Raw genomic sequence first — 11,435 nt, 5'->3', positions numbered from 1 at the left:
ATGCTGCTGGCGGTGTTGCCGTTTTACTTTGCCACTGGCATGGTGGCGACACCGGATGCGCCGCTGGTGGCCGCCTGGGCTGCCACGCTCTACTATATGGAGCGCGCGTTGATGGCCGATGAGCGTTCGGCCTGGCTGGGCATGGGCATTGCATTCGGCCTGGGTATCCTGTCGAAATACACGCTGGGCCTGCTGGGTCCGGCGGCGCTGCTGTTTGTGATCCTGGATCCCGCTTCGCGCCGCTGGCTGCGCCGTCCGCATGCGTATCTGGCCGCCGCGCTTGCACTACTGCTGTTTTCTCCCGCGATTATCTGGAATTTCCAGCACGACTGGGCATCGATCCGATTTCAATCGCAGCGGGCTACGGGAATAGGCAGTCAATTTTCGTTGCAATTGTTGTTTGTCCACATTTTACTGGTTTTAACGCCTGTCGGCATGCTGGCTGCCGGCTTGGCATTGCTGGGCAAAAATGGCGCCGACAATCTGCACATGCATAGGCGACGCCTGTTCATACGTATATTCACCGTCGTACCGCTCGCCGCATTTTTTTGGCTCAGCCTGTTTGGGGCGCCAAAGTTTCACTGGACGGCGCCGGTATGGCTTGCGGTGCTGCCCACGATGGCGTGGATGATAGGACAAACCGGTAGGCAAGGTTTGGCAAACCGTGTCAGAGCGGCGTGGAAGCCGGCCATCGGTGTTTGTTTGTTTCTCTACGCATTCGCGCTTCACTATGTTGTGCTCGGCGTACCCGGCGTTCCGTACGCGGTTTTTAATCAACACTACTTCTGGCGAGAGGCAACGGAGGAGGTTGAACGGGTTGTAGCTGCAGTTCGACAGCAGGCCGGGCAAGAGCCTATCGTGGTGGGAATGAGCCGGTGGTCGGTCGCAAGCGCCCTGTCTTTCTATAATAAAGAGGAACCGATGGATATACGCTCGCGCAACATGTTCGGCCAGAACGCCGCCATGTACGATTTCTGGTATCCATCCGAGCCACCGACGACCCGGCCGATTATACTGGTGGGCATGAAGCCTCATCAGCTCGAACATGATATCGCAGGCGTGGACGATATTACACCCGCGCTCGTTCAACCGGGGCCGGTAAAGGAGCTGGCGATCATTCGGGACGGTAAGCCACTGCGGCGCGTATATTATCGCGTTGCGCAGGGGTATTCCGGCACTGGAAATAAGTCCACTACAGAGCTTGCTGAGTAAGAGAACCGAATCAAGGATGAAATGCTGAAAATATTTGTAATGGGAATTGTCACCGCGAGCCTGGCAATGGCTTCCTTCGGTATTGTCGCGGCTTCCGGAAGCGCCAGTGATGAGAAAGTCATCACTGCTGCTGAACAAAAGGGCATGGCTGTTACCATTTACAATGACGATCTGGCGCTGGTGAAAGATACGCGCCGGGTCAAGCTCGGCCTGGATTTCAACAAGCTGGCCTGGCGTGACATTTCCGGTCAGATACGCCCTGAAACGGCGCAACTGCGTAATCTGACGCACTCCGCCGGATTTCGGCTGCTGGAGCAGAATTTTGATTCCGATCTGTTGACGCCGGAAAAATTACTGGAGAAGTATGTCGGGAAGGAAGTAATCGCTATCCGCACTAACCCGGTGACGGGTGTTGAAACCAGAGAAACGGCCATAGTGCTCGCAGCAAATAATGGGGCAGTACTCAAGTTCGGCGATCGTATCGAGGCTGGCAATCCGGGCAGACTGGCATTTCCTGGCGTGCCAGAGGGCTTGCGCGATAAGCCGACCCTGGTGATCTCGCTCATCAATGCTGTTCAGGGCGAACAGAATCTTGAACTCTCCTATTTAACGTCGGGCCTCTCCTGGCGCGCTGACTACATGGCAGAATTGAGCGATCGTGAGGATCGTCTCGACTTCAACGGCTGGGTTACGCTGATCAATCAAAGTGGAATGGCTTATCCGAATGCCCGACTGCAACTCGTGGCGGGTGATCTGAACCGGGCCCGTCAGCGGCCCCCAATGCAGCGTAAAGTGATGGGCATGATGGCGGAAGCAGCGGATGCCATGCAGATGAAGCCGGAGTCGCTGCTTGATTATCATCTCTATACGGTCCCGCGATCCACGACGTTGGCGGAGGCTCAGACCAAGCAGGTAGCATTGATGTCTGCGAATCATATTTCCGTCACGAAGCAATTTCTGCTGTCCGGAGCGGATTATTATTACTTCAGCCAGAGTGCGGACCTTGGCCAGATACCGAAGGTTGGCGTATTTCTTGAGTTTCAAAATACCGGCGACAATCTTGGTCTTCCGCTACCCAGGGGAACGGTACGGGTTTATAAAAAAGATTCGCAGGGTAACGCGCAATTCGTGGGCGAAGATCAGATCGACCATACGCCGGGAAATGGATCTATCCGCTTGAAATTGGGCGAAGCATTTGATGTGACTGCTGATAAAAAGCAGACCGACTTCAAAAGATCGGGTGGGGAAGGGCGCCATGATGGCGTAGTCGAAGCTGCTTTTCAAATTGTATTGAAGAGTGCAAAAAAAGAATCGGTTACAGTAGTTGTACGAGAACCCGTACCAGGTGACTGGACGATGGTTTCGGAATCGCAACCTCACATCAAGAGAGCTTCCGGCATCGCGGAATGGGAAGTATCAATTCCAGCAAACGGCAAGGCCACGTTGACCTATCGCGTGCGCATCAACCGTCAGCCATAAACCTGGATCAGGTAGATCAAAAAAACGGAGTCCGAAGACTCCGTGAAATCGCTCACTCGGCAGAGGTTACGCTGATCTTCTTTGGTTGGACAGCTTCACGTTTGGGGATGACGATTTCCAGCACTCCGTGATTTGATTTTGCCGATATTGCGTCCGGATTTGCGGTATCGGGTAAGCTGAAGCGTCGGTAAAATGAGCCATAGGTACGCTCAACCCGCTTGTATCCTTCTTTTTCAGTTTTGGCTTCGGTTTTCTTTTCGCCCTTGATAGTCAGGACACCATCTTCCATGCTGATATCGATTTCTTCCGGTTTAACTCCTGGAAGGTCCGCCTGGAGAATGAATTTATCAGGGTCCTCCTTGATATCGACCGCGGGCGCCCATTCGGCGGTAGCAGTCGATCCTTCGCCTTCCCCGCCTTCGCGCGCGCGGTCCAGTTCTCTATGTAATTGATGCAACAGACTCCAGGGTTCATAACGGGTTATAGCCATAATGCCTCCATATTGTTGATGTTGTACCAATGCTGAAAGATTGAACCAGCACTTAACAATCAATATAGTTGCATTTGCCGTTTTTTCAACCAGGCGCGGAAAATTCCAGCGCACTCGCTATGCGGGCGCAACGCAATATTCTATTTGAGGATTGAAGGCACACCAGCAGATACGCTTACCATGACTCTACCGAGATGGCCTGCCGACGTGGCGGAGAAGGAGGGGGAACCTGATGCGTTATGCGAGCGGCAATTCTCCGTTGTGAATTCCAATGCCTGAGATCTGCTCGACTGCCTTAACAAAGCTGGCGTTCTCACGCAGTTTTACGATCGAATCGGGGTGGGGCCTTCCACGCATGCGCGCGAGGCGAATAATGCTGGTGGCCGCAATGTCATATTGTAATTCCGCCAGCAATATATCCGCTGCCTCCGGATCATTGCATACCAGGACCATATCGCAACCCACCGCTAGTGCTGTTTGTGCGCGTTGCATCACATCTCCGATAATTGTTGCGCCTTCCATGCTCAGGTCATCGCTGAAAATGCATCCTTCAAAGCCAAGGTCTCCACGGAGAATGTTTTTCAGCCAGATCTCGGAAAAGCCTGCCGGGCGCATATCCACCTTCGGGTAAACCACATGCGACGGCATGATGCCCGCAAGGCCGAAATCGATCATTTTGCGAAATGGGACCAGGTCATTTGCTTCGATTTCCGCGTAAGAACGTTCGTCGACCGGCATTTCGATATGGGAATCCGCCTGAATATAGCCGTGCCCCGGGAAGTGCTTTCCCACCGCCGCCATGCCGCCGGATTTCAGACCGGACATAAGGCTATGCGCCAAATCGACGATCGCCTGCGGTTTACGATGAAAGGAACGGTCGCCGATGACGCAGCTTTGCCCATAATCCATGTCCAGTACCGGGGTAAAGCTGAAATCCACGCCCGCTGCGCGCAGTTCTGCCGCCAATACGTAACCTGCCTGCTGCGCCAGATGCCGGGCCTGGCCGGGGTGTACATCCCAGATTGCACCCAGTTCGCGCATGGGGGGCAGCCTCGTGAAATCCTTCCTGAAACGTTGTACCCTGCCGCCCTCATGATCGACTGCAATCAATAATGGTGGAGTTCGAAGTGCATGAATCTCGGCGGTCAGTTCCTTGAGCTGCATGAACGATGAGTAATTACGCGTGAATAAGATCACGCCACCGACCAGTGGGTGCCGGAGTTTTATCTTGTCGTCGGCAGTAAGTTGCGTGCCTTCGATGTCGAGCATGACAGGGCCGAGCGACATAACATGTCTCTATGAATTCAAAATTTCGGGAAGATAAGGTGCAAGAAATGTTCGTGCTGCCACATCTTGTATTTTGACAAACTTCTTGAGCCGCATAAGAAATTTATATTAAAAGTGGCCGCTATTTTTCCAGAATGACAAAAGCACAGGCAAGATTTAACTCGTCGCTAATCGAAAGATGATGGCTGGTAATGCCTTTGTTCGTAAAGAGCGCGCTCAATGCCGGATGAAAGGTAAAGTACGGTTTGCCCAGGTTGTCATGGGTGATCCCGATATGGTTCAAGCTTACCGGATAGCGCATACCGGTGCCGATCGCTTTGGAAAGAGCTTCCTTGGCGGCGAAACGCTTGGCCAGAAACATGGCAGGCTGGCCGCTCTTGATATAGTCAGGCCATTCGTCATTCGTCAGCAATCTTTTGGCAAAACGCTCGCCATATTTTTCCAGTAATCGCGCAATACGTGATGGCTCGACCAGATCGGTTCCTATTCCATAAATCATTTGCGCGCTTCGATCATCAGCTTTTTCATCTCCCGTACAGCCTGTTCAAAACCAACAAATAGGGCGCGGGCCACGATTGAATGGCCGATATTGAGCTCGGATATATCGGCCATCGCCGCGATGGGCTGTACGTTATGATAGTGCAATCCATGGCCGGCATTGACATTCAGCCCTTGCTGCAGGCCTGCCGCTACCGAGATGCGAACCCGCTCCAGCTCATGCTGTTGCTCGTCCGCACTTTGCGCATCGGCGTAATGGCCGGTATGAATTTCGATAGCTGGCGCACCGGCGTCTGCTGCTGCCTCGATCTGCGCATGATCCGCATCGATAAATAGCGATACGCGGATGCCGGCCTCCGCCAATTTGTGGCAGGCGCGTTGCACTTGATCGAAGTGCTGCAGTACATCGAGCCCGCCCTCGGTTGTCAGTTCCTCCCGCCTTTCAGGCACGAGACAAACATCATGGGGTCTGATGTGTAGTGCAAAATCGATCATTTCATCGGTCACCGCGCTTTCGAGATTCATGCGGGTTTTAAGCGAGCCGCGCAAGCGTTCCACATCCCTGTCCTGGATGTGGCGGCGGTCTTCGCGCAGATGTAGCGTAATCGCATCCGCTCCGGCAGATTCTGCGATTAACGCCGCCTCTACAGGGTCGGGGTAGGACGTGCGTCGCGCCTGCCGGAGCGTGGCGACGTGATCAATATTGACGCCGAGTTTTATCATAATTCCTGTTTGTCTCAATAATTGCCGTCTGCGCGCGGTTGCCGAAATGGTGGCGCATGCAGCAGTTGGGTACTTGCGGCCCGCTAGTCATTCGATCTAACGCCTGGAAAAACCTTTGAGCAGACACGATGTCGACTGGCTGCTGGCACAAACCAGGCCCTTATACCGGGGTTGCCGATGATTCTATACAGGCCCGGCGTTGGGCGATGCTCAAATAAAAACTCACTATACTATAGTAGACTGTATTGGAAGGACAACATGCTTGGTGCGTAATTCGGATTCCGGTGATAAAAGGAGCGTGAGATCCAGCCTGGGTGCAGGGTATCGCTACAGAATTTACCCGTTCGGAAACCCGCACGGATGAGGACGAGCTATAAAAAATGTCGGACCCACGAGTTTTCTTTGCGGCTGAACGCACACTTTTAGCATGGGTGCGCACAGGGCTCACTATAACGGCCCTCGGTTTTGTAGTGGCCAGGTTCGGGCTGTTTCTGAATCTCATGGTGGCTTCAACCGGAATTTCGGCAGTGGCGCCTCATTGGTCTTCGGACGCGCTTGGCGTTATTCTTGTGCTGGCCGGTTCCGCAATTATCCTGGGAGCTTTCCATAATCACAGGCTTTATGTGCGTTCTCTCCCACCGGAGGACTTGCCCAAACTGGCCATACCATGGCTTACATCATTTCTATCGGTATCTATCGCCGTGGTGGGGGTTCTGCTGGCGGTGTATCTTTTATTCGCATGATGCCTATCTATACGGGTACTGAATCAGCCATTGAACAAATTCGCTACTATTGCCAAGGACAAAGGATATAGGCGTATTGCGCAAACGTTTACTCTCGGCGTATCAGATTACGTTCAACGGTATTTTCAAATATGAAACACCATTCTCTTCCGGCAGCGGCATTTCTCCCGCCCGCACGTTGACCTGGACCGATGGAAGCAGCAGCGTCGGCATATCGAGCGTAGCGTCACGCGCTTCGCGCATGGCGACAAAACTGTCTTCGGAGATGCCGTCGTGCACATGTATGTTGCGCGCACGCTGTTCAGCGACGGTAGTCTCCCACCGGGCCTGGCGGGTGGGGGGCGGGTAGTCGTGGCACATGAACAACCGGGTCTCCGGCGGTTGTTCCAGCAGTTTGCGTATCGACCGAAATAGCTGGCGCGCATCCCCTCCGGGGAAATCAGCGCGTGCCGTACCGAGATCGGGCATGAAGAGCGTGTCGCCGACAAAGATGGCGTCGCCGAACTGATAAGACAGGTCGGCAGGCGTATGACCAGGGGTCGAAATTGCTTTTGCGCTCAATTTACCGATTTCGAAGGTTTCGTCATCCGCCAAGAGATGGTCAAAGTGGCTGCCATCCGGCAAGAATTCCGGCCCAAGGTTGAATATTTCCTTGAAGATCCGTTGCACTTTTGGCACCTCACGCCCGATGCCGGTTTTTCCGCCCAATTGGCTCTTGAGATAATGTGCTGAAGTCAGATGATCGGCGTGCACATGCGTCTCAAGAATCCACTCCACCGTCAATTGCTGGTTTTCCACGAACGTAATCAGGTTGTCTGCGGACAAAGTACTCGTTCTGCCCGATCTGTGGTCGTAATCCAGCACGGGATCGATGATTGCGCAGGTTCCGCCAGACTCGTCGAAGACAATATAGCTAAGTGTCCCCGTCGCTGGATCAAGAAATGCCTCGATATTCGGTTGCATCCATTTTCCCGCTTCAAGTTGATCATTCATGCTTTCTCGGTATGGAGCGCTCCGGCGTGCTGGTTTCAAGCGTTCAACGTGCGTTGGGTTTGGCGCAAGCAGGGGAGGTTATCCAAGTAACACATCATAGTTGTTGAAGGTTTTTCAGCAATTGGCGCGTATGGAGCGGTTTGTCGCCGAGATAGTGATTGAGTATATAGCGCATCAGTGCTTTGCTCTGTTGCCGTGTCAGCGTGTCGGAATAATCGCCCCGCTCCATATCCAGAAGTGTTTTACCGCCCAATTGCAAACCCTGATCGCAGCGATGCCCATTCGACGGTACCGGCCCGCGCTCGATTTCATAGCAGTAATCTTCATTCGCATCGATGGGATTGCCGGAGGCGGCGTCGTGATCAAGTGTCAGGGCATAGCCGAGCTCTTGCAGCAGGCGTTGTTCAAAGCGTCGCAGTATGGGAATGTAATCTTTCCCGTTGCTCAGCGCGGACAGTGCCTCCTGGTAATATATGAATAGCTGTTCATGCGGATCGTTACGGTGCAACAGGCGCACCAGTAACTCATTGAGGTAAAAACCGCAGATCAGGCCTGTCCCCTGCAGCGGCATCTGGCCTGCTTGCCATTCGGCTTTATGCAGCGTGCGCAGTTCCGTTTTTCCACCCCAACTGAGCTGCAGCGGCTGAAAAGCCCGTAATAGACCTCTGAAGGCGGATTTAGGACGCTTGGCTCCTTTTGCCACCAGTGGCACCCGCCCGAAATTGCGTGTGAAGGCCTCCACCACGAGACTGGTTTCAAGGTACGGGTAAGTATGCAGCACGAATGCGGGCTGGGCGTCCTGACGCTGTTTATCCGCGATCATCCTAGATCCGGTAGTTGGACGGGGTGAAGTGTACGGTTTTTGGGGTGCAGGGCAAGGCGCAACGACGCGGAATGCGACCGCGCAGGGCGGAGCAGTGCCTTCCGCAGGAAGGTGCGACCCCGAAGCGGGATGCTTGCGCCCCCTTGCGTGTGGAACGCGATCGCGGCATCCCCTGCGCTGCCCGATCCCCGCTGCGCGGGGCCCCTCGGGCGACGCTTCGGGGCGCCGTTCCATTCCAAGGAGTTGCAACGCTGCCATGTGCCGCAAAAACCGTACACTTCACCCCGTAGCGGCCCTCACCCGGAAGGTAAGTGTCAAATAATATGAAATATTGTTATTAATCATAATACTGATCTATTAAATGAGCGGTCAACTACCGGATTTAGGATCATTATTCGTCAACCGGGTTTACGCATACCCCAGGGTTTTCAAAACCCGCGCGTCGTCGGCCCAGCCACTTTTAACTTTTACCCAGATCTTGAGATATACTTTACCGCCGAAATTTTCCTCCATATCCTTGCGCGCGGTGGTGCCGATCAGCTTGAGCTTTTCCCCGCCCTTGCCAATGATGATCGCTTTCTGATTGGCCTTGTCCACGATGATGGAGGCGTCAATTTTGCGCAGTTCTCCCTCCATCTTGAATTGATCGATGACGACGCTGGTTGAATAAGGAATTTCCTCACCCAGCAGCCTGAACAATTTTTCACGTACCAGTTCGGCGGCGATGAATCTTTCATCGCGGTCGGTTACCTCATCTTCGCTGAACAATGGCGGGTTTTGCGGCAAATACGGTCGAACCGTGTCTATCAGTGCCGATAGCTGTGTTCCTCGCTCAGCACTTACCGGAACGATTGCGGCGAAAGGGAACTCCTTCGCCATTTTTTGGAGAAAGGGAAGCATCTGCGATTTGTCGATCATCCGGTCTACCTTGTTGACAGCAAGAATCACCGGCCGGTCTTCAGGCAGGAGCTTAACGACCATTTTGTCGCGATCATCAAAACGCATCGCCTCGATAACGAATATCACCGCATCCACATCGCGCAGGCTCTGGGTAACGATACGATTCATTGCGCTATTCAGACAATTCGTATGCCGAGTCTGAAAACCGGGAGTATCGACAAAAATAAACTGGGACCGTGCGTCGGTAAGAATGCCGTTGATGCGATGGCGCGTGGTCTGTGATTTTTTTGATGTGATACTGATCTTTTGCCCGACGAGGCTATTCAACAGCGTCGACTTGCCGACGTTGGGGCGTCCCACGATAGCGACATAGCCACTGCTATGGTTGGGATCGGTAGAATGGTCGAGGTCGATATTCATGCAGGAAATGGTTAAAGAGAAACGGAGAGCCGGGTGATGGGCGAGCATGCAGCACAAAAAAACATAAGGAATTTCCTGCCTATCCGCAGTTTGCTTAACGGCTCGAATGAAGCTGCTCATAGGCTTGTTTCGCTGCTTCCTGCTCCGCGCTCCGCCTGGAGGCACCTTCTCCCACCGTGCGAATGTCAGGTTTTACAATTATGCATTCCACTTTGAATTGCTGCTGGTGAGCTTCGCCGGTCGTAGCGATAACAGAATATTGGGGCAGCGCCAGCCTGAGGCTCTGAAGATATTCCTGCAGAAGCGTTTTAGGGTCTTTTCCCAGCGTTTGCGCATCCAATCCTTTCAGTAAGGGGGCGAAAAGCGCTGTGATGACTTTCTCGGCTTGTGCAAAGCCTCCGTCGAGGTATATCGCGCCGAGTACCGCCTCCAATGTGTCGGCGAGAATAGAAGGGCGCCGCTCTCCGCCGCTTTTGAGTTCTCCATCGCCAAATCTGATCAGCTTTCCCAATTCAAGCATCTGAGCTCGCTCGGCCAGCGCTTGCTGATTGACCAGGTTGGCCCGGACCCGCGATAAATTACCTTCCGTAAGATCCGGGAAATGCCTGAATATCAATCCTGCGACGGCACAGTTGAGTACGCTATCGCCGAGAAATTCGAGGCGCTCATTGTGCGGAAGACTATGGCTGCGGTGGGTCAGCGCCTGACGCAGCAGTTCCGGCCGGTTAAAGATGTAGCCGATTTTCCGGCAAAGTGCATCACTGTTCATATCCTGCAAGTTTTATGCAATCCTTGGTCCGGATTATGACCGCACTGCCGCTGCGTTATCGTATGGCACTCTTACGCGCCGTGATTCACCTTGGCTCCGGCCAGCAGTTTGTCGGACTTGAAGGAAATCGGCTGCAAAAGCGTCTGGCCGGTTCATATTTCGCTGATTTTTCGATCAATAGAATAACTACTATTGGCCTTCAAAATCTGCCCTCGCCCAGTCACTTTTTCGACTACGATTCTTCAAGTCCGACAGGCTGCTAGTCAATCGATAACCCGATACGCTTGAGATCATTGAAATTCCACCAGATCATGAATGCCTTGCCGACAATATTGCGCTCCGGAACAAATCCCCAGTACCGGCTATCGCTGCTGCTGTCCCGGTTGTCGCCCATGGTGAAGTAATTGCCTTCAGGCACCTTGCAGGTGAAACCATTGTCATTGTAGCTGCAATTCTCATGGTGGGGGAACGGACGCACGCCGGCAAGCTGTATGGGGGGGACTTCGGAATTGATGAGAATCCTATAACTGTGATCTCCCACTGATTCGCTGAACCGACGGCTGTAAACGTAATTCAGGCCGGATTCCACATAAGTATATTCCCCGTCCGGCTGCGTTTTAACTGGAATATCATTTACAGCGAGCCTCTTGTGGCGATAGGTGACGGTATCGCCCGGAACCCCGATGATGCGTTTGATGTAGTCCATCGAGGGGTTCTCCGGGTAGCGGAACACCATTACTTCGCCACGTTGCGGCTCTTTTACGTCCAACAATTTGAGGTTGACGACTGGCAACCGGATGCCATAAGTATATTTGTTCACCAGTATGAAATCCCCTACCAACAGGGTTGGAATCATCGAGCCGGATGGGATTTTGAAAGGCTCCACCAGAAACGATCGTAGACAGAAGACGACCAGTATCACGGGAAAAAAGCTTTTGGGATACTCCACCCACCAAGGTCCCTGCGCTTCCGGCGCGCGGTGGCGGCGCAGCGCGAAGCGATCGAGCAACGAGATACCGCCGGTTGCTATCAGCAGTATCAGCATGATGAGAGGAAAGTTCATTCCGCGTCCCCAAGTGATAGTATTTGGCGCCGTAT

13 protein-coding genes are annotated in these 11,435 nt (G+C 53.4%); 4 read left to right on the top strand and 9 right to left on the bottom strand.

Features of this window, described 5'->3' with window-relative positions:
• Both BLP78_RS03335 and BLP78_RS03330 read left to right on the top strand, forming a co-directional pair.
• Positions 1-1,212, top strand: a 1,212-nt coding sequence (locus tag BLP78_RS03335) for a glycosyltransferase family 39 protein (protein WP_143002882.1), incomplete at its 5' end; no start/stop codon positions are given.
• A 21-nt stretch (positions 1,213-1,233) separates the two neighbouring features.
• Positions 1,234-2,691 carry a DUF4139 domain-containing protein gene (locus BLP78_RS03330; protein ID WP_090456472.1) on the top strand — a complete coding sequence of 486 codons (1,458 nt, stop codon included), beginning with the start codon at positions 1,234-1,236 and terminating at the stop codon, positions 2,689-2,691.
• A gap of 52 nt (positions 2,692-2,743) precedes the next feature.
• Here BLP78_RS03330 and BLP78_RS03325 read toward each other — a convergent pair whose 3' ends face one another.
• The 4 genes from BLP78_RS03325 to pdxJ form a co-directional block, all read right to left on the bottom strand.
• Complete coding sequence (locus tag BLP78_RS03325; RefSeq protein WP_025040222.1) at positions 2,744-3,181, bottom strand: Hsp20/alpha crystallin family protein; 438 nt, start codon at positions 3,179-3,181, stop codon at positions 2,744-2,746.
• Between the two features lie 237 nt (positions 3,182-3,418).
• Positions 3,419-4,468: a beta-N-acetylhexosaminidase gene (nagZ, locus tag BLP78_RS03320; RefSeq protein ID WP_090456469.1), complete on the bottom strand. Its 1,050-nt coding sequence runs from the start codon at positions 4,466-4,468 to the stop codon at positions 3,419-3,421.
• Positions 4,469-4,589: 121 nt separating this feature from the next.
• On the bottom strand, positions 4,590-4,967 hold the full coding sequence (acpS, locus tag BLP78_RS03315; protein WP_090456467.1) for a holo-ACP synthase: 378 nt from the start codon (positions 4,965-4,967) through the stop codon (positions 4,590-4,592).
• Entirely contained in the window at positions 4,964-5,689 is a 726-nt protein-coding gene (pdxJ, locus tag BLP78_RS03310) for a pyridoxine 5'-phosphate synthase (protein ID WP_090456465.1), read from the bottom strand. Before pdxJ ends, acpS begins: the two co-directional genes overlap by 4 nt.
• 380 nt (positions 5,690-6,069) lie before the next feature.
• Here pdxJ and BLP78_RS03305 point away from each other — a divergent pair, with 380 nt between their 5' ends.
• Positions 6,070-6,432, top strand: coding sequence for a YidH family protein (locus tag BLP78_RS03305; protein ID WP_090456463.1), 363 nt, complete (start codon positions 6,070-6,072; stop codon positions 6,430-6,432).
• A gap of 102 nt (positions 6,433-6,534) precedes the next feature.
• On the opposite strand, the gene BLP78_RS03300 is transcribed toward BLP78_RS03305, so the two are convergent.
• The 4 genes from BLP78_RS03300 to rnc form a co-directional block, all read right to left on the bottom strand.
• Positions 6,535-7,395, bottom strand: coding sequence for an MBL fold metallo-hydrolase (locus tag BLP78_RS03300; RefSeq protein WP_090456512.1), 861 nt, complete (start codon positions 7,393-7,395; stop codon positions 6,535-6,537).
• 124 nt (positions 7,396-7,519) lie between these two features.
• On the bottom strand, positions 7,520-8,248 hold the full coding sequence (recO, locus tag BLP78_RS03295; protein WP_090456461.1) for a DNA repair protein RecO: 729 nt from the start codon (positions 8,246-8,248) through the stop codon (positions 7,520-7,522).
• Between the two features lie 408 nt (positions 8,249-8,656).
• Positions 8,657-9,568 carry a GTPase Era gene (era, locus tag BLP78_RS03290; protein ID WP_090456509.1) on the bottom strand — a complete coding sequence of 304 codons (912 nt, stop codon included), beginning with the start codon at positions 9,566-9,568 and terminating at the stop codon, positions 8,657-8,659.
• A 94-nt stretch (positions 9,569-9,662) separates the two neighbouring features.
• The gene (gene rnc / locus BLP78_RS03285) at positions 9,663-10,337 is read right to left on the bottom strand and encodes a ribonuclease III (protein WP_090456458.1); all 675 of its coding nucleotides are present in this window, start codon (positions 10,335-10,337) and stop codon (positions 9,663-9,665) included.
• Between the two features lie 35 nt (positions 10,338-10,372).
• Between rnc and BLP78_RS03280 the strand changes: the two genes are divergently transcribed.
• Positions 10,373-10,600 (top strand): hypothetical protein, encoded by a 228-nt coding sequence (locus BLP78_RS03280; RefSeq protein ID WP_143002881.1) that lies wholly within the window; start codon positions 10,373-10,375, stop codon positions 10,598-10,600.
• Here BLP78_RS03280 and lepB read toward each other — a convergent pair.
• A complete protein-coding gene (lepB, locus tag BLP78_RS03275; RefSeq protein ID WP_090456454.1) occupies positions 10,597-11,400 on the bottom strand; it encodes a signal peptidase I in 804 nt (267 codons plus the stop codon). The two genes, BLP78_RS03280 and lepB, sit on opposite strands and share 4 nt — an antisense overlap.
• Positions 11,401-11,435 lie beyond the last annotated feature (35 nt).

This window comes from Nitrosospira sp. Nsp1 (assembly GCF_900100985.1).
Classification (GTDB): Bacteria; Pseudomonadota; Gammaproteobacteria; order Burkholderiales; family Nitrosomonadaceae; genus Nitrosospira.
The sequence above is the reverse complement of the archived record's forward strand: the minus strand, read 5'-3'. Positions and strand labels throughout refer to the sequence as shown.